General features: G+C 70.9%; 19 protein-coding genes. 12 read left to right on the top strand and 7 right to left on the bottom strand.

Annotation, left to right across the window (positions count from 1 at the left end; all coding sequences use genetic code 11):
- Positions 1 to 36: 36 nt before the first annotated feature.
- A complete protein-coding gene (locus DFP88_RS06935) occupies positions 37 to 1,032 on the bottom strand; it encodes a polyprenyl synthetase family protein (protein ID WP_110813724.1) in 996 nt (331 codons plus the stop codon).
- A 61-nt stretch (positions 1,033 to 1,093) separates the two neighbouring features.
- On the opposite strand from DFP88_RS06935, the gene DFP88_RS06930 reads away from it, so the two are divergent.
- The 8 genes from DFP88_RS06930 to lpxK all read left to right on the top strand — a co-directional run bounded on the left by DFP88_RS06930 (position 1,094) and on the right by lpxK (position 7,542).
- Positions 1,094 to 1,309 (top strand): putative signal transducing protein, encoded by a 216-nt coding sequence (locus tag DFP88_RS06930; protein WP_110813723.1) that lies wholly within the window; start codon positions 1,094 to 1,096, stop codon positions 1,307 to 1,309.
- A 68-nt stretch (positions 1,310 to 1,377) separates the two neighbouring features.
- The gene (locus tag DFP88_RS06925; protein ID WP_110814174.1) at positions 1,378 to 2,073 is read left to right on the top strand and encodes a tRNA1(Val) (adenine(37)-N6)-methyltransferase; all 696 of its coding nucleotides are present in this window, start codon (positions 1,378 to 1,380) and stop codon (positions 2,071 to 2,073) included.
- Between the two features lie 126 nt (positions 2,074 to 2,199).
- On the top strand, positions 2,200 to 2,367 hold the full coding sequence (locus tag DFP88_RS06920; protein WP_110813722.1) for a YdcH family protein: 168 nt from the start codon (positions 2,200 to 2,202) through the stop codon (positions 2,365 to 2,367).
- A gap of 558 nt (positions 2,368 to 2,925) precedes the next feature.
- On the top strand, positions 2,926 to 4,281 hold the full coding sequence (locus DFP88_RS06915; RefSeq protein WP_110813721.1) for a TldD/PmbA family protein: 1,356 nt from the start codon (positions 2,926 to 2,928) through the stop codon (positions 4,279 to 4,281).
- Positions 4,268 to 5,086, top strand: a complete 819-nt coding sequence (locus DFP88_RS06910; protein WP_110813720.1) for a 3'(2'),5'-bisphosphate nucleotidase CysQ — start codon at positions 4,268 to 4,270, stop codon at positions 5,084 to 5,086. Before DFP88_RS06915 ends, DFP88_RS06910 begins: the two co-directional genes overlap by 14 nt.
- 73 nt (positions 5,087 to 5,159) lie before the next feature.
- On the top strand, positions 5,160 to 5,405 hold the full coding sequence (locus tag DFP88_RS06905; RefSeq protein ID WP_110813719.1) for a DUF4170 domain-containing protein: 246 nt from the start codon (positions 5,160 to 5,162) through the stop codon (positions 5,403 to 5,405).
- An 8-nt stretch (positions 5,406 to 5,413) separates the two neighbouring features.
- On the top strand, positions 5,414 to 6,559 hold the full coding sequence (locus DFP88_RS06900) for a 3-deoxy-D-manno-octulosonic acid transferase (protein ID WP_181418581.1): 1,146 nt from the start codon (positions 5,414 to 5,416) through the stop codon (positions 6,557 to 6,559).
- Entirely contained in the window at positions 6,556 to 7,542 is a 987-nt protein-coding gene (gene lpxK / locus DFP88_RS06895) for a tetraacyldisaccharide 4'-kinase (protein ID WP_110813717.1), read from the top strand. The genes DFP88_RS06900 and lpxK overlap by 4 nt, the downstream gene beginning before the upstream one ends.
- On the opposite strand, the gene DFP88_RS06890 is transcribed toward lpxK, so the two are convergent.
- On the bottom strand, positions 7,539 to 8,357 hold the full coding sequence (locus DFP88_RS06890) for a DsbA family protein (RefSeq protein WP_110813716.1): 819 nt from the start codon (positions 8,355 to 8,357) through the stop codon (positions 7,539 to 7,541). The genes lpxK and DFP88_RS06890 overlap by 4 nt on opposite strands.
- Positions 8,354 to 8,932: a DUF721 domain-containing protein gene (locus tag DFP88_RS06885; protein WP_110813715.1), complete on the bottom strand. Its 579-nt coding sequence runs from the start codon at positions 8,930 to 8,932 to the stop codon at positions 8,354 to 8,356. The genes DFP88_RS06890 and DFP88_RS06885 overlap by 4 nt, the downstream gene beginning before the upstream one ends.
- Positions 8,933 to 8,983: 51 nt before the next feature.
- On the opposite strand from DFP88_RS06885, the gene mutY reads away from it, so the two are divergent.
- Together mutY and DFP88_RS06875 are read left to right on the top strand one after the other, a co-directional pair.
- Positions 8,984 to 10,057, top strand: a complete 1,074-nt coding sequence (mutY, locus tag DFP88_RS06880) for an A/G-specific adenine glycosylase (RefSeq protein ID WP_245904724.1) — start codon at positions 8,984 to 8,986, stop codon at positions 10,055 to 10,057.
- Positions 10,058 to 10,081: 24 nt separating this feature from the next.
- Positions 10,082 to 11,212, top strand: coding sequence for an alkane 1-monooxygenase (locus DFP88_RS06875; protein ID WP_110813714.1), 1,131 nt, complete (start codon positions 10,082 to 10,084; stop codon positions 11,210 to 11,212).
- A gap of 96 nt (positions 11,213 to 11,308) precedes the next feature.
- On the opposite strand, the gene DFP88_RS06870 is transcribed toward DFP88_RS06875, so the two are convergent.
- The 3 genes from DFP88_RS06870 to DFP88_RS06860 form a co-directional block, all read right to left on the bottom strand.
- On the bottom strand, positions 11,309 to 12,415 hold the full coding sequence (locus tag DFP88_RS06870) for a site-specific DNA-methyltransferase (RefSeq protein ID WP_110813713.1): 1,107 nt from the start codon (positions 12,413 to 12,415) through the stop codon (positions 11,309 to 11,311).
- 84 nt (positions 12,416 to 12,499) lie between these two features.
- The gene (locus DFP88_RS06865) at positions 12,500 to 13,132 is read right to left on the bottom strand and encodes a ribonuclease HII (RefSeq protein WP_110813712.1); all 633 of its coding nucleotides are present in this window, start codon (positions 13,130 to 13,132) and stop codon (positions 12,500 to 12,502) included.
- A gap of 129 nt (positions 13,133 to 13,261) precedes the next feature.
- Positions 13,262 to 13,936: a hypothetical protein gene (locus tag DFP88_RS06860; protein ID WP_110813711.1), complete on the bottom strand. Its 675-nt coding sequence runs from the start codon at positions 13,934 to 13,936 to the stop codon at positions 13,262 to 13,264.
- Positions 13,937 to 14,132: 196 nt separating this feature from the next.
- Here DFP88_RS06860 and DFP88_RS06855 point away from each other — a divergent pair, with 196 nt between their 5' ends.
- Both DFP88_RS06855 and DFP88_RS06850 read left to right on the top strand, forming a co-directional pair.
- The gene (locus tag DFP88_RS06855; RefSeq protein WP_245904723.1) at positions 14,133 to 14,444 is read left to right on the top strand and encodes a hypothetical protein; all 312 of its coding nucleotides are present in this window, start codon (positions 14,133 to 14,135) and stop codon (positions 14,442 to 14,444) included.
- Complete coding sequence (locus DFP88_RS06850; protein ID WP_110813710.1) at positions 14,416 to 15,120, top strand: winged helix-turn-helix domain-containing protein; 705 nt, start codon at positions 14,416 to 14,418, stop codon at positions 15,118 to 15,120. Before DFP88_RS06855 ends, DFP88_RS06850 begins: the two co-directional genes overlap by 29 nt.
- On the opposite strand, the gene DFP88_RS06845 is transcribed toward DFP88_RS06850, so the two are convergent.
- Positions 15,104 to 15,823 carry a Crp/Fnr family transcriptional regulator gene (locus DFP88_RS06845; protein WP_110813709.1) on the bottom strand — a complete coding sequence of 240 codons (720 nt, stop codon included), beginning with the start codon at positions 15,821 to 15,823 and terminating at the stop codon, positions 15,104 to 15,106. The genes DFP88_RS06850 and DFP88_RS06845 overlap by 17 nt on opposite strands.
- Positions 15,824 to 15,890: the final 67 nt, after the last annotated feature.

Here is a 15,890-nt window from a genome sequence, read left to right as displayed (position 1 = left end):
TGGCCCCCGCTCCTGCCGCCGGGCCGGGGCGCAGGGTCAGTGCAGGCGGGCGACCACGTAATCGGCAAGGGACGCGAGCATCGGCTTGACCGGATGCTCGGGCAGCCGCTCCAGCGACTCCTTGGCGCGGGCGATCCAGGCCTTGGCGGCATCGCGCGTCGCGTCGAAGGCGCCGTGCTTGGCCATCAGCGCCTGCGCATGGGCCAGATCCCCCTCTTCCAGCGCGCCGCGTCCCATCGCCCGCTGCCAGAAGGCCCGCTCTTCGTCATCCGCGCGCGCCACGGCCAGCAGCACCGGCATGGTCGGCTTGCCCTCGCGGAAATCGTCGCCGACCGTCTTCCCGATCTCCTCGGTGCCCGCGTAATCGAGCAGGTCGTCGACGATCTGGAAGGCCACGCCCAGCGCGTCGCCATAGGCGCGCAGCGCCTCGACCTGCGCCTCCTCGGCGCCGGCGGCGACCCCGCCGGCCTCGGTCGCGGCAGAGAACAGCGCCGCCGTCTTGCCGCGCACGATCCGCAGGTAGGTCTCTTCCGTCGTCTCGATCCGGCGCGCGGCGGTCAGCTGCAGCACCTCGCCCTCGGCGATGGTGGCGGCGGCATTCGCGAGGATATCGAGCACCCTCAGGGATCCCGTCTCGACCATCAGCTGGAACGAACGGGCGAAGAGGTAATCGCCGACCAGCACCGAAGAGGTGTTGTCCCACAGCAGGTTCGCCGTCGGCCGTCCGCGCCGCTGGCGCGAGTCGTCGACCACGTCGTCGTGCAGAAGCGTGGCGGTATGGATGAACTCGACCGAAGCGGCGAGGCGGTGATGATGCTCGCCCTCGATGCCCATCATCCGCGCCGCGGCCAGCGTCAGCATCGGCCGCAGCCGCTTGCCCCCCGCCTCGACCAGATGCGCCGTCACCTCGGGGATGCGCGGCGCGTGCTCGGAGGCCATGCGCTCGCGGATCAGGGTGTTCACGGCGGCAAGGTCGTCCGCCAGCCACTCGGCCAGCGCCTCGTGCGGCTTCGTGGCAAGATCGAGGCTCATGACGACAGGCTCATGGTGCAGGTCCGTGGACAAGGTCGGCGGCAATCCCTAGCTGGGGGTGATGAAGGAGCTTCTGCGCACCAACGACCCCACCGTGATCGCCTTCGCCACCGCCCTGCTGGACGGCGAGGGTATAGACTGCTTCGTGCTGGACGTAAACACGAGCATCATGGAGGGCTCCATCGGTATCCTGCCGCGCCGCCTCATGGTGCTGGAGCGCGATCTGGCCGATGCGGAACGCGCCATGCGCGACAACGAGGTCGACCTGGGGCGGTGAGCCGCGGGACCGACAGGCCGGAGGTGGACATCACCCGCGACGCCTTTCTCGGCGGGCGGATCACACTGATGCAGCCGCGCGGCGGCTACCGCGCCGGGGCCGACAGCGTGATGCTGGCCGCCGCCGTTCCGGCCCGATCGGGCGAGGCCGTGCTCGAGCTTGGCTGCGGCACCGGCGCCGCGCTGCTGTGCCTTGGGGCGCGGGTGCCGGACCTGCGGCTGACGGGGGTCGAGCTTCAGCCGGGCTACGCCGATCTCGCCCGGCGCAACGCCGCGCTGAACCATATCCCGGCCGAGGTGGTGGAGGCGGACCTGCGCGCCCTGCCGCCGGACCTGAAGCGGCCCTTCGACCATGTCCTCTTCAATCCGCCCTATTACGACCGTCGCCATTCGGTGCCGGTCAGCGATCCGGGGCGCGAGACGGCCTTCGGCGGCGAGACCGTGCTGGCCGACTGGATCGACGCCGCCGCGCGCCGGCTGCGGCGGCGCGGCACCGCGACGCTGATTCTCAGGATCGAGCGTGTGCCGGAGGCGCTGGTCGCGATGGAGGGGCGGCTCGGCTCGCTCGCCCTGCTGCCGCTGGCCTCGCGCGGCGGCCGCCCGCCGGAGCGGGCGATTCTGCGCGGCGTGAAGCTTGGCCGTGCCGCCTTTCGCCTGCATCCGCCGCTGGTGCTGCACGAGGGGGCGCGACACGAGGGGGATCGCGAGGACTATTGCGCCTTCGTGAAGGACATTCTCCGAAATGGGCGAGAATTGCCCATTTAGCCTTCAGACTTTTGCAAGATTTCGCCGTCACCCTGCCCGTCATGCGGTTCCTGTCTCGGACCGCGTGACAGATTTATGAATCTGTGCTGCACTGACTGGGCCCAACCTCGGAGAGGAGCATTCACCATGAGCCTGACTTCCCATCTCGACCAGCTGCGCCGCAAGCACCGCAGCCTGTCCGATGCCGTCGAACACGCGCAGCGGGCCCCGGCGACAAGCGATCTGGAGATCGCGCAGATGAAGAAGCAAAAGCTCCAGCTGAAGGAGGAGATTACCCGCCTCAGCGCGCACTAGCGCAAGGGCGGGTCTCTGCCCATCGCGGCGCCGACACCCCGCGATTCCGTAGGTACTGCGGATCGCCGGCACCGCGACCCGGCCGCCGCAGGCCCAGAAAGGGGCCTCGGCGACCAATGAACCCCGGCTGGCCTCGACATCAGCCGGGACCCCAGCAGCCAAACCTGGTTTCGACCATCGCGCGTAGGCCGGCCCCTAGCCGCTGGTGCAGGCCCGCAGGTCGTGACCACAGAACACGTGAAGCACCGGCGCTCTTCGCCACGCTCTTCAGGTGACGCTCTCCTCCCTGGCGTCCCTGATCGGATTGAGGCGAGGTCTGCGCAGGTGCGGCGTGCAAGGCGGCGGGCCGCTTGCGAGCGGCCCGCTGTTTCAGGCCGCGGATCGCCCGGGGCATGACCGGGGAATCGCGCCGGCACTTCTCTCGGGTGCCGGAACGCGCGAGCGGCCCTCGGGCCGACGGCCCGGCATCACGATCCGATGCAGCCGGCGGCGGCGATCTGGCCCTTCGCGGGCAGAGCCGCTAACAACCGTGGCATTGCACTACAGCCGGAGCTTGCGATGCCCGATGCCCCCCACGACCTGGCCGCGCTGACCGACCGGATGCTGCGTGCCGCGAAGGAGGCCGGCGCCGAGGCCGCTGACGGCATCGCCGTGGCCGGCACCTCCGTCTCGATCGATGTGCGCGGCGGCAGCCTCGAACAGGCGGAACGCGCCGAAGGCACCGAGATCGGCCTGCGCGTCCTGATCGGGCGACGGCAGGCCTGCGTCTCGGCCTCGGACCTGAAGGACGAGACGATCCGCATCATGGCCGAACGCGCCGTCGCCATGGCCCGCGAGGCGCCCGAGGATCCGGGCGCCGGCCTCGCCGACCCCGAACAACTGGCGAGCGACCTGCGCTGGGAGGCGCTGGAGCTTTACGACGCCACGGCAGAGCCCGATCCCGCCGCCCTGCAGGAGGATGCCCTCGCGGCCGAGGCCGCCGCCCGCGCCGTTCCGGGCGTCGCGCAGGTGCAGCAGGCCTCCGCCGGCTACGGGCGCCAGCAGGTGCATTTGGCGGCCAGCAACGGCTTTTCCGGCGGCTATGCCCGCAGCGATCGCGGCACCTCCTGCGTGGCGATCAGCGGCACCGGCACGGGGATGGAGCGGGACTACGACCACGATTCGCGCATCTTCCAATCGGACCTGCGCAGCCCCGAGGAGATCGGCCGCACCGCGGGCGAACGCGCCGCCGCCCGCGCCGGCGCCCGCCGCCCCAAGACCGGCCGCTACCCGGTGCTCTACGACGAGCGGATCTCGTCGTCGCTGATCGGGCACCTGCTGTCGGCGATCAACGGCACCGCCGTGGCCCGCGGCTCCAGCTGGTTGCTGGATGCGCTCGGCCAGCCGGTGCTGCCCGAGGGGATCGACCTGACCAGCGATCCGCACCGCAAGCGGGTCTCCGGCTCGCGCCCCTTCGATGCCGAGGGGCTGCCGACGCAGCGCCGCGCGCTGGTCGAGGATGGCGTGCTGCAGGGCTGGATCCTGGACCTCGCGACGGCGCGCAAGCTCGGCCTGCAAAGCACCGGCAATGCCGTCCGCGGCACCGGCGCGCCGCCCAGCCCCTCGGCAGGGAACGTGACGCTGACGCAAGGCACGCAAAGCCGCGAGGCGCTGATTGCCGGCATGGGCACCGGGCTTCTGGTGACATCCCTGATCGGCTCTACCATCAATCCCAACACGGGCGATTACTCCCGCGGCGCCTCGGGCTTCTGGATCGAGAACGGCCAGATCGCCTACCCGGTGAACGAGGTGACGATCGCCGGCAACCTGCGCGACATGCTGCGCCGCATCGCGCCGGCCAATGACGCGCGACCCTGGTTGGGCCGTGTGGTCCCGTCCCTGCTGGTGGAGGGGATGACGCTTGCAGGCGACTGACGCCGCCGCCGACCGCGACCTGCTGGTCGAGGCGGTGCAGGCCGCCGGCGCCCTCGCCAAGGGGTTCTCGGACCCCGTCGCCTGGGACAAGCCCGGCGCCGCAGGCCCCGTCAGCGAGGCGGACCTTGCCTCGAACGCGCTGCTGCGCGAGCGGCTGACCGCGGCGCGCCCGGATTACGGCTGGCTCTCGGAGGAAAGCGAGGACGATCCCGCGCGGCTGGCCGCCCGCCGCGTCTTCGTCGTCGATCCCATCGACGGCACCCGCGCCTATCTCGCCGGGCAGGCGGATTGGGGCGTCTCGGTCGCCGTGGCCGAGGATGGCGTGCCGCTGGCCGCTGCCGTGGTCATGCCGGTGCGCGGGCTGATCTACGCCGCCGCCCGCGGCTGCGGCGCCACCCTGAACGGCGATGCCATCGCCGTCGGCCTTGAAGAGGACCTCGGCGGCTCGCGCGTGCTGGCCTCGGGGCTGGCGCAGAACCCGGCGCAATGGAAGGGCGGGGTCCGCCCTGCCTTCCGCCGGCACTTCCGCTCCTCTCTCGCCTACCGCATGTGCCTCGTGGCCGAGGGGCGGTTCGATGCAATGATCGCCGTGCGCCCAAGCTGGGAATGGGACATCGCCGCCGGCGCGCTGATCGTCGCCGAGGCGGGCGGCGTGGTGACCGACCGCGGCGGCGCACCGCTGCGCTTCAACGGCGCGAGGCCCCTGCTGAACGGCGTCATCGCCGCCGGAGCGCCGCTGCACCGCCAGCTTGCCGATGCGCTGGTGCCCGAGCAGCCGCCCGTCGCCGCCGCGCCGCCCGCCTGACCTCGCGCCGCATCTTGACCGCCCGGCCTGCGCGCCTACCCTGAGCGCGCATAGCGGCAGAGAAGGGACGACCATGACGCAGCGCCTGCACCTTGTCTTCGGCGGAGAGCTGGTCGATCCCCAGACCAACGTCTTCCGCAACGTCGACGACATCCATGTCGTCGGGATCTTCCCCGACTACGACAGCGCCTACAACGCCTGGAAATCCGAGGCGCAGCGCACCGTGGACAATGCCCACATGCGCTACTTCATCGCCCATCTGCACCGCCTGCGCGACGAAGAGGCGCCCGCCTCCTCCACCGAAGAGCTGGGCCACTAGGGCCCGCCGTGCCGCCTGCGCCGCAGGGCCGCGTCTGGATCCACTGCCCCGACCCGCGCCGACTGGGCGTGGTGGCAGCCCTCGACCGTGCCCTGGCGGGCGCGGCCGAGACCGGGCCGGATGCGCCGCGGCTGCTGGTGACGACGCCGCCGGAGGCACCGCACATGGCCCTGCCCGAGCGGATCGACCGCACCGCCCCGCCGGGCGAGGCGCGCGGCTCGGTGCAGGCCTTCTTGGCGCAATGGCAGCCGGATCTCCTTGTCTGGCTGACCGGTAACCTGCGCGGGGTCCTCTTGGCCGAGGCCGTGCGTCAGGGCCTGCCCTGCATCCTCGCCGAGGCGGCCACCAGCGCCCTCAGCCTCGAGGCGCGGGGATGGCGACCGGGGGCCCGCAAGAGCGCGCTTTCCAGCTTTGGCCGGGCGCTGGCGGTGGACGGCACCGCCGCGGCGCGCCTGCGGCGGGCCGGGATCCCGGCGCAGGCGGTCGAGGTGACCGGCCCGCTCGACGACGGCCCTGCCGCCCTGCCCTGCCGCGAGGACGACCGGCTGGAGATGTCGCGGATGGTCGGCAACCGGCCCTGCTGGCTGGTCAGCGGCGCCAACCTGCGCGAGCTGGACCTGGTGCTGGCGGCGCATCGGCAGGCCTGCAAGCGGGCGCATCGGCTGCTGCTGATCCTCGCCCCGGCCAAAGCCTCCGATACCGCCGCCTTCGACACCCGCCTTCGCGCCAGCGGGCTGCAGACCGCCAGCCGCGAGGCGGGCGAGGAGATCGGCGAGACGACGGAGGTCTACCTCGCCGACGGCCCCGAGGAGCTGGGCCTGTGGTACCGCCTTGCGCCCGTCACCCTGATCGGCGGCACGCTGGGCCGCGGCCCCGAGGCGCCGATGCGCGATCCGCTCGAGGCGGCGGCGCTGGGCTCGGCCATCATTGCCGGCACCCATGCCGGCGCGCATGAGACGGGGTTCCGGCGCCTCGATGCCGCGGGGGCGCTGCGCTGGGTGCGCACGCCCTCGGACCTCGGCTATGCCGTCGAATCGCTGCTGGCGCCGGACCGCGCCGCCACCCTCGCCCGCGCCGGGTGGGAGGCAAGCACCGCGGGCGCCGAGGCGACACAGCGCCTTGCCACGCTGATCGAAGAGACGCTGGCACGATGAGGGCGCCGGGCTTCTGGTATCGCCCACCGGGGCTGGCCTCGGGGGTGCTGGCGCCGCTGGGCGGCCTTTACGGATACGCCACCGCCCGGCGGCTGCGCGCGCGGCCGGGGTACCGTGCGGGGGTGCCGGTGATCTGCCTTGGCAACATCACCATCGGCGGCACCGGCAAGACCCCCTCGGCCATGGATATGCTGATGCGGCTCGCGGCGCGCGGACACAGCCCGCATGTCCTGAGCCGTGGTCATGGCGGGGCGCTCAAGGGGCCGCTTCGGGTCGATCCGGCGCAGCATTCTGCAGCCGATGTCGGGGACGAGCCGCTGCTGCTTTCCGCCTTTGCCCCGGTCTGGATCGGGCCGGACCGCGCCGCCACCGCGCGGGCGGCAGAGGCCGCGGGCGCAGACGTGCTGGTGATGGACGACGGGTTCCAGAACCCCGGCCTCGCGCAGGATCTGCCGATCTGCGTCGTCGATGCCGCGCGCGGTTTCGGCAATGGCCGCGTCATCCCCGCCGGCCCGCTGCGCGAACCCGTCCCGACCGGCCTTGCCCGCGCCCGCCTGCTGCTGTCGATCGGCGACGATGCCGCGCAGGCGCAATTCGCGCAGCGCTGGGGTCAGGCGATCGGGGGCCTGCCACACCTGCGCGCCCGGCTGGAGCCGCTGGCGACCGGCATGCCATGGGGCCAGCTTCGGGTGCTGCCCTTCGCCGGCATCGGCGATCCGGAGAAGTTCTTCGCCACGCTCCGCGGCCTCGGCGCGGACCTGGTCGGGACCGTGCCGCTGGACGATCACCAGCCTCTCTCACCCGCGCTGCTACAACGCCTCAGCGCCGAGGCGCAGGCCAAGGGCGCGCAGCTTGTTACGACGGAGAAGGACGCGGTGCGCCTGCCGCCCGCGATGCGGGCGCAGGTGCTGACGCTGCCGGTGCGCCTGCGGATCGAGGACGCGGCGCCGCTGGACGCCGCGCTCGATACGCTGGGGCTTTAGCCCTCGTTCTCTTCGATCTGCTGATCGATGATCTCCGACAGCTCGTCGAAGGGCATGTTGGCATAGGAGGTGCCGTTGATGATCAGCGTCGGCGTCGCCTCGATCTGATCCTCTTCGGCGTTCTGCTGGAACCAGGCGACCAGCGCCTCGGCCTTGGCGCCATCGGCCATGCAGGCATCCAGCGTCTCTTGGTCGAGACCCGAGACGAGGCCGATCTTGCGCAGGTTCTCGGCGATGGAGGCCGGGTCGCCGCCGGCGATCCAGTCGCGCTGCTGCTCGAACAGGGCATCGGTCACGCCGAAGTAGCGCATCTCGCCGCCGCAGCGCGCTACCATGGAGGCCCAGAGGCCGGGGCGGTCGAAATAGACCTCGCGCATAACGAAGCGGACCTGGCCGCTGTCGATATACTGCTCCTTGAGCTGCTGGTACTGGTTCTCGTGGAAATCGCGGCAATGCGGGCAGGTGTAGGAGAAGTACTCGATCACCTCGACCGGCGCATCGGCATCGCCCTGCGCCATCTCCTCGACCGAGGAGGTGTCGACATCGGCGGCGGCCTCGTCGCCCTCGGCCTCGACCTGCGTCTGGCCGGTGTCTTCCTGCGCGGTGTCCTCGGCCGGCGCGGCATCGGCAGCGGTCTCACCACCCTCGGTTTCGACCTGCGTCTGGGCGGCGTCTTCCGCAGCGGCCTCCTGCGCCTGCGCGGCGCCGGCGGCGGGCGGCAGAAGAGCGGCATCCTCGGCCGGCCGTGTCAGCATCCATGCGCCGCCGGCGGCGAAGGCGGCGGCAAGGGCGATGGCGGGAAGCGGCTTGGTCATGTCAGGTCCTTCTGGTCGATGTCATCGGCGGCCTGTCCCCTGCGGGCGGGCCCATGCTTGGTCAGGACATTGGCGGCGAGCGCCTCAAGAGCAAGTCTCAATTCCGTGTTTTGGGTGCCCTGGGCGATATCCGCCGCCCGCCGCTCCGCCTGCTGCGGCGGCATCGCGGGGGCCTTCTGTGCGCCTGCGAAGGGGGCCTGTGCCTCGGCGAACCCCTCGAAGCCCTCGGGCGCGGTTTGGGTCAGCCGGACATGGGCGATGGCGCGGTAGCCGTAGCAGGCGTTCACCCGCTCCTTGATCTGCTCGAGCTGCATCTGCAGCATCGGCGCCTGCGCGCCGCTGGTCAGCAGCGTCAGCGTCGCGCCCAGCGGCGCCGCCTTGCCGCGCCCGCCGCCGTAGCCGATCTTGACGGGCCGGGCCACGGCGGCCACCGCTTCGCCCGCGATCTCGGGCCAATGGGTCAGAAGGCGCGTCACGGCAAAGCCGCGCGCCTCTCCGGCGCTGCGGATTCGCTTCTCCAGCAGGCTGGAGGCGCGGGCAAAACCGCGTGTGGTGGGACCTCGAGACGGTTTCATGATGCCGTTTATCCTACTAGAGACGGGCGGCAAGCGGCAGGGGGACACAGCGTGAACGAAGCGCAGATCGGCACAGCGCTGCTGGCCTGGTACGATGGCCATGCCCGCCGCCTGCCCTGGCGCGTCCCGCCGGCAGAGCGGCGCGCCGGCGTGCTTCCCGATCCCTACCGCGTCTGGCTCTCCGAAGTGATGCTGCAGCAGACCACCGTCGCCGCCGTCACCGGCTACTTCCACCGCTTCACCGCGCGCTGGCCGACGGTCGAGGCGCTGGCCGCGGCCGAGGATGCCGATGTCATGGCCGAATGGGCCGGCCTCGGCTACTATGCCCGCGCCCGCAACCTGCTGAAATGCGCCCGCACCGTCACCGATCTGGGCGGCTTTCCGGACAAGGCGGAGGGGCTGCGCGCCCTGCCCGGCATCGGCGCCTATACCTCGGCTGCCGTGGCCGCCATTGCCTTCGACCGGGCCGAACCGGTCGTCGACGGCAATGTCGAGCGCGTCATGGCGCGGCTTTACGACATCCACACCCCCCTGCCCGCCGCCAAGCCCGAGCTGACGGCCCGCGCCGCCGCCCTGACGCCGGACAAGCGGCCCGGCGATCACGCGCAGGCGGTGATGGATCTCGGCGCGACGATCTGCACGCCGCGCAGTCCCGCCTGCGGCATCTGCCCGCTCCGCGCCCCCTGCGCGGCCCGCGCCGCGGGCACGCAAGGCGCGCTTCCGAAGAAGACGCCCAAGAAGGCAAAGCCGCTGCGCCTTGGCACCGCCTATGTCGCGCGCCGCGAAGACGGCGCATGGCTGCTCGAGACGCGCCCCGCCAGCGGGCTTCTGGGCGGCATGCTCGGCTTTCCCGGCACCGATTGGTCCGAGGCGCCGCAGCCCGCGCCGCCGCTGTCCGCCGATTGGCGGCCCCTTGGCGCCGAGGCGCGGCATACCTTCACCCATTTCCACCTGGCGCTGCAGATCGAGACGGCGGTGCTGCCGATGGAGGCGCAGCCCGCGCGAGGCACTTGGGTCGCGCGCCATGCCTTCCGCCCGGCCTCCCTGCCCACCGTGATGCGCAAGGTGCACGACCTCGCCCAGGCGGCGTTTACGGATTGTAAATGGATGCTGCCGCAGGACTGAGGGGACAGCCCCCGGGGGTCCCCGATGCCCGACAGCCCCACGCCACCGCCCGCCGCGCTGCCCTTCTGGCTGTCGCTGCTCACCCTGCCGCTGGCCATTCTGGGCGCGGCATGGGGCGGGCTCTGGGTGCTGCTGCTGCCGGCCTTCACATGGCTGCTCTTCGATCTGCTGGATTTCGTCGCGGGGCAAAGCCTCGCCAATCCCGATCCGCAGACGGAAGACGGCGCGCTTCTCTGGCACCGGCTGCTGACCATGCTTTGGTGTCCGATGCAGATCGCGCTGATCTTCGGGATGATCTGGTACGTGACCCGCTCGGGCCTGACGGGATGGGAGGCGGCGGGCCTCTTCTTCGGGATCGGCACCGCCTCCGGCGCCGTCGGCATCGTCCACGCGCACGAGCTGCTGCACCAGCGCAACCGGCTGGAGCGGGCCCTAGCCGACATCCTTTTGGCCTCCTGCCTCTACAGCCATTTCCGGTCAGAGCATCTGCGCGTCCACCACATCTGGGTCGGCACGCCCCGCGATGCCGTCACCGCCCGCTACAACGAAGGGTTTCACCGCTACCTCTGGCGTGTGCTGCGCCGCTGCCCCGCCTCCGCCTGGCGGGCGGAGCGGGCGCTGCTGGCACGGCGCGGGCTGGGCATGCGCAGCGCCCGCAACCCTTTCTGGCTCTATGCCGCGCTGCAAGGCGCGATGCTGCTGGCGGCGCTCCTGCTGGGCGGCTGGCAGGGCCTCGCGCTTTTTGCTTGGCAGGCGCTGGTGGCGATCTGGCAGCTGGAGCTGACGAATTACATCGAACACTACGGGCTGACGCGGAAACACCTCGGGCAGGGCCGCTACGAGCGCGTGCTGCCGCGCCACTCCTGGAACGCGGCGCATCGCGCCTCGAACTGGCTGCTGATCAACCTGCAGCGCCATTCCGACCACCACGTGAAACCGGACCGCCGCTTTCCCCTCCTGCAGACCTACCCCGAGGATCAGGCCCCCCAGCTGCCCTACGGCTACCCGCTGATGGGGGCGCTGGCGATGGTGCCGCCCGCCTGGCGGCGGGTGATGAACCCGCGCGTGCGCGCCTGGCGCAGGCGCTTCTACCCCGAGATCACGGATTGGGCGCCCTACAAGCACGGCACCCTGCCCCTCCCGCAGGGGCCCTGACCGCGCCCCTTCATGTTTCGTCAAATACTCTCGGGGGGAGTCGCCGATAGGCGACGGGGGGCAGACAGCCCCCCTCCCCGGCCCGGCAGATGCGCCTCAGCCGGCCTGCATCTCGGCCCGGATCTGCTGGCGCAGAAGGTCGATCGGCACGCAGACGCCGTCGCGCTTGAACTGCCAGTAGGTCCAGCCGTTGCAGGAGGGCGCGCCTTCCAGATGCGCGCCGACCTGATGGATCGATCCGGTCACGTCGGGACCGGCAAGGGTGCCGTCGGCGCGAACCTTGGCCCTGTGCCGGCCATTCGTGCTCAACAGCTCCTCGCCGGGGCGCAGCATGCCGCGCTCGACCAGCACGCCGAAGGCCACCCGCGGCTCGGCCCGCTTCGAAGTGCTGACCCGCAGCGCCTCGGCGTCATAGCGGCGCACCTTGGCGATGCGCCGTTCCGCCACCTGCCGGTAGCCCGCGTCCCGCTCGATGCCGATCCAGTCGCGGCCCAGCGCCTTGGCGACCGCGCCCGTGGTGCCAGTGCCGAAGAAGGGGTCGAGGACGACGTCGCCGGGGTTGGTGGTGCCCACCAGCACCCGGTGCAGCAGGCTCTCCGGCTTCTGCGTCGGATGCGCCTTCTGGCCGCTCTCGTCCTTTTCACGCTCGCCGCCGGTGCAGATCGGCAGCACCCAGTCGGACCGCATCTGCACGCCCTCGTTCAGCGCCTTCAGCGCGTCGTAGTTGAAGGTGTACTTCGCCCCCTGCCCCCGGCTCGCCCAGATCAGCGTCTCATGCGCATTGGCCAGCCGCTTGCCGCGAAAGTTCGGCATCGGGTTCGACTTGCGCCAGACGACGTCGTTCAGGATCCAGAAGCCCTGGTTCTGCAGCTCGGCGCCGAGGCGGAAGACGTTGTGATAGCTGCCGATCACCCAAAGCGCGCCACCCGGCTTCAGCAGGCGCCGGGCCTCGGTCAGCCAGGCGCGGGTGAAGGCGTCGTAGGCGGCAAAGCTGTCGAAGGCGTCCCAGGCGTCGTCGACGGCATCGACGAGGCTGTTGTCCGGCCGGTGCAGCGCCCCGCGAAGCTGCAGGTTGTAGGGCGGATCGGCAAAGACCAGATCCACCGATGCATCGGGCAGGGCGCGCATCGCCTCGATGCAATCGCCCGCGATAATAGAGTTCACAGGGAGCGTGGGCGCCCCCCTCGTTTTCACTGTCGTCATGTCTCTGCCTCGAATGGGCTTTTGCCGCCCTTATGGGGACAGAAAATGAGTCAGAGGGGATTCGCTGTCAAAAGCTTTTTTGAATCAGGGGTTTATGGATCTGCCTTGATACAAGATGTTGTGTATGGGGGCGAAGCTGCGCCTATGATGCGGCGTCACGCCCAGCTCCAGCAGCGCCTCGCGATGCGCCTTGGTGCCGTAACCGGCATTCCGCTCCCAGCCGTAGCCGGGGTGCTGTTGCGCCAGATCCACCATGATCGCGTCGCGCAGGCACTTGGCCACGATCGAGGCGGCGGCGATCGAGAGCGACACCGCGTCCCCGCCGATGATGGCGCTTGCCGGATAGGGAAAACCGCGCGGGATCATGTTGCCGTCGATCAGCACGTGGTCGGGCGGCACGGCCAGCCCCTCCACCGCGCGCTGCATGGCAAGGTGCGAGGCGCGCAGGATGTTGATCTCGTCGATCTCCGCGACGCTGGCATGGCCGACCGAGATCTCGGCGCAGTCCAGCAGCGCCTCGTGCAGGGCGGCACGCCGCCGCGCCGTCAGCTTCTTGGAATCGTTCAGCCCCGGCGGGATGCGGTCCGGATCGAGGATCACGGCCGCCGCCGTCACCGGCCCGGCCAGGGGGCCGCGCCCCACCTCGTCGACGCCGGCGATGCGAAGCGCGCCGGCCGAGCGGGCGCGGATTTCATGCGAAAGATCGGGCTGGGTCATGCCGGGCTTTTCCGGCCCTGCAGCGGCACATGCAAGGTCCCGGCATAATTCGGGGCGGAGGGATAACCCTCCGCCCCTGAAGACGCGACACCTGGGGCAAAAATGCCGCGCCCTATTGCACGTCCGGGTCTACCGGACGGCAATCCTGTAGCCGCGCGCGCGCAGGCAGTCGGGCTGCCAGCCGCTGACGAAGCGGCCCTCGCTGCGCACGGTCCCGGCGCAGGCAAGCGGCAGATCTGCCACTCCGGCCTGCGACAGGCAGCTGTCATCCAACATCGCGCCGCCGCTCGCCCCGGCGTAGCTGCGCAGGCAGGAGGCCGGCAGTTGCAGCACCCCCGCCGGCGCCGCGGTCCAGTCGCGCAGCTGCTCGGGCGTGACGCCGGCGCCGGCGCCCGCCGATGCGGGGCTGGGCACCGAGGCCAGCGGCGCCTGCGACACATCCGGCACCAGCGCAGAGGAGACCGGCGGCTCGCCGTAGTCGCGCGGTATGCTGGCGGCGGCCGCCTCGGCGGCGCGGCGCGCCTCAATCCGCTGGGCCTGGATCGCCAGCTCCGCCTCGAGCTGCTGCAGGTCCGAGCGCGGCGCGGCCTGCGGCTGCGGGTTCGCGGCATCCCGGCGCTCGTCCAGCGCCTCCTGCCGCTGCTGGTATTCGTTCGCGGCCCAGGCGGCGGCACCGATCACCGCCAGCCCGCCCAGCAGGCGCCGGGCGCTGTCGCTGTCGGCGCTGGCCGGGGCGGCCTGCCCGAAGAGGCTGCCCAGCCCCAGCGCAAGGGACAGGGCGGCGGCGACGAGGGATCGTGTCATGCGTGTCTCTCCTTGATGTGCTGCGGCGGCAGCCTGCGGATCAGGCGCTTCGTGTCGAGCAACAGCTGGGCGAAGCGGCCGCGTCAGGCAATATCCGGCCGCCTGCTATCGGATGACACTGCCGTTCCGCGCAGGAAAACTCGGGAGAATGCGCTCTGATATTGAATGCCGGGGCGCGCCATCTATGGTGATCGTCATGAGCAAGCCCGCCGCCCCCCTTCTGCACCGACTCGCCCCCGCCGGGCTTGCCCTGGGGCTGCTTCTTGCCGCGGCGCCGGCCTCTGCCGCCTGCTACGCCGATTACAAGGCCAAGCAGGACGATCCGCTGCGGCTGCACTACGGCGTTGCCGAGATCAGCGGCGCCTGCGAACGCGGCAATGCCGAGGCGCAGCTGCGCCAGAGGCTTGCGGATGCCGGGTGGAACCTCCTAAACGTGCTGGGCCTGTTCGACGATAGCGGGCTGGAGGAAAGGCGAGACAGTGCGGGAGAGTTCTACCTCCGCTTCTGAGACGCGGGCCACCGGCACCCGCATCGTGACGACGGGCCTTGCCGGGATCGCGGCGCTGCTGGTCGGCGCGGCTGTGCTGCTGTTCGCCAACCTGCCGGACGGCAATGCCTTCAACGCGCGGGTCGAGCGTCTCTTCGTCGAGAACGACGACCTGACGACGCAGGCCGAGATCAAGCTGCTCGAGATCCTCGCCCAGTCCGGCACAGCCTTTTCCGACACGCTCGCCAGCTATCGCTTCGTGATCTTCGTGCTGCTGGTCTTCTCGGCCGCGCTGCTGATCGCCGCCGTGACCTTCCTGCTGATGCTGATCCAGCTCAATCGCCGGATGGGCATGATCGAGCGGCAGGGGATAGAGGTGAACAGCCTGCTGATCAGCCGCGACCAGAACCTGGTTTATCTGAACAATTTCGAGTTCAAGCTGACCGCCGCCGCGATCGAGACCCTCTCGGTGCTGGCCGAAGCGCGTCTCGACGACGAGGTGCTGTCGGGCGCCGAGATCGAGGCCGTGATCTCGGGCCGCAATGCCAGCGACTGCGAAGAGGCGGCGGGCGCCACCCGGATCAAGCGGCTGCGCGACACGCTGGGCAACCAGCTGGTCAGCGAGCTTCTGGTCCGCAACATCGCCAAGCGCGGCTACATGCTGGCGATCGACAAGGCCGTCATCCGGATGGTGTAATGCCAGACGCGCCCGGCGCCCCCGCGAAGAGGCGGGCGTATTCGGCCTCTGCCCGACCGTAGAAGCCGCCGGCCGCCTCCTTGAGGCCGGGCCGGTCGAGGTTCCGGACCATGCCGCGGGTGGACCGAATAAGCTGCATCCCCTCCAGCACGTGCAGCGCCTCAGTCACGCCGGCCCGCCGCGCGCCAAGCATCAGTGCCATGAACTCATGCGTCAGCTGCAGGTCGTCGCCGTCGATCCGGTCCCGGCACATCAGCAACCAGCGCGCCAATCGGGCCGGCAGCCGCCCCTTGCTGAAGGCGAGGGCGGTCTGCGCCGTCTGCACCGACAGCGCATGCACGAAGCGCAGGAAGTGGCTCTGGACCGCGCGATCCTCCAGCGCCTCCAGCAGCGCATCGGCGGCGAGCCGCAGGCCCCGGCCCGGCACCTGCACGATGGTCAGGCTTTGCGGCCGCCCCGCGCCGAGCAGAAGGGCGGTGCCGGTCATCCCGTCGCGGCCGAAGAGACCGGCCTCGACCTGAAGCTCGCCTGGCCCCAGGGCGATGACCGAGGCGATCCCGCTGAGGGGGAAGATCACCTGCGCGATGTCTCGCTGCGGCTCCTCGAGGCGGGCCCCCACCGGCAGGTCGATACCTTCGAGGTGCGGCTCGAGACGCGCGAAGGCGCGCGGCGGAAGACCGTCGAGCAGGTGGTTGGCGATCATTGGGCTGATATCCGATCGGATCTAGCGCGCCCTGCGGGCGGGCATGGGACCATGCCGTCGTCGCCCG

This window comes from Pseudoroseicyclus aestuarii (genome assembly GCF_003217255.1).
Lineage (GTDB): Bacteria > Pseudomonadota > Alphaproteobacteria > Rhodobacterales > Rhodobacteraceae > Pseudoroseicyclus > Pseudoroseicyclus aestuarii.
This window is presented reverse-complemented; position numbering and strand designations above follow the sequence as displayed.

Coding starts and splice junctions, on each gene's coding strand:
- DFP88_RS06870 (WP_110813713.1), bottom strand. CDS start 12,415: ATGACGACAGTGAAAACGAGGGGGGCGCCCACGCTCCCTGTGAACTCT.
- DFP88_RS06845 (WP_110813709.1), bottom strand. CDS start 15,823: ATGATCGCCAACCACCTGCTCGACGGTCTTCCGCCGCGCGCCTTCGCG.
- DFP88_RS06925 (WP_110814174.1), top strand. CDS start 1,378: ATGCAGCCGCGCGGCGGCTACCGCGCCGGGGCCGACAGCGTGATGCTG.
- DFP88_RS06855 (WP_245904723.1), top strand. CDS start 14,133: ATGAGCAAGCCCGCCGCCCCCCTTCTGCACCGACTCGCCCCCGCCGGG.
- DFP88_RS06920 (WP_110813722.1), top strand. CDS start 2,200: ATGAGCCTGACTTCCCATCTCGACCAGCTGCGCCGCAAGCACCGCAGC.
- DFP88_RS06890 (WP_110813716.1), bottom strand. CDS start 8,357: ATGACCAAGCCGCTTCCCGCCATCGCCCTTGCCGCCGCCTTCGCCGCC.
- DFP88_RS06875 (WP_110813714.1), top strand. CDS start 10,082: ATGCCCGACAGCCCCACGCCACCGCCCGCCGCGCTGCCCTTCTGGCTG.
- DFP88_RS06935 (WP_110813724.1), bottom strand. CDS start 1,032: ATGAGCCTCGATCTTGCCACGAAGCCGCACGAGGCGCTGGCCGAGTGG.
- DFP88_RS06865 (WP_110813712.1), bottom strand. CDS start 13,132: ATGACCCAGCCCGATCTTTCGCATGAAATCCGCGCCCGCTCGGCCGGC.
- DFP88_RS06915 (WP_110813721.1), top strand. CDS start 2,926: ATGCCCGATGCCCCCCACGACCTGGCCGCGCTGACCGACCGGATGCTG.
- lpxK (WP_110813717.1), top strand. CDS start 6,556: ATGAGGGCGCCGGGCTTCTGGTATCGCCCACCGGGGCTGGCCTCGGGG.
- DFP88_RS06885 (WP_110813715.1), bottom strand. CDS start 8,932: ATGAAACCGTCTCGAGGTCCCACCACACGCGGTTTTGCCCGCGCCTCC.
- DFP88_RS06860 (WP_110813711.1), bottom strand. CDS start 13,936: ATGACACGATCCCTCGTCGCCGCCGCCCTGTCCCTTGCGCTGGGGCTG.
- DFP88_RS06930 (WP_110813723.1), top strand. CDS start 1,094: ATGAAGGAGCTTCTGCGCACCAACGACCCCACCGTGATCGCCTTCGCC.
- DFP88_RS06905 (WP_110813719.1), top strand. CDS start 5,160: ATGACGCAGCGCCTGCACCTTGTCTTCGGCGGAGAGCTGGTCGATCCC.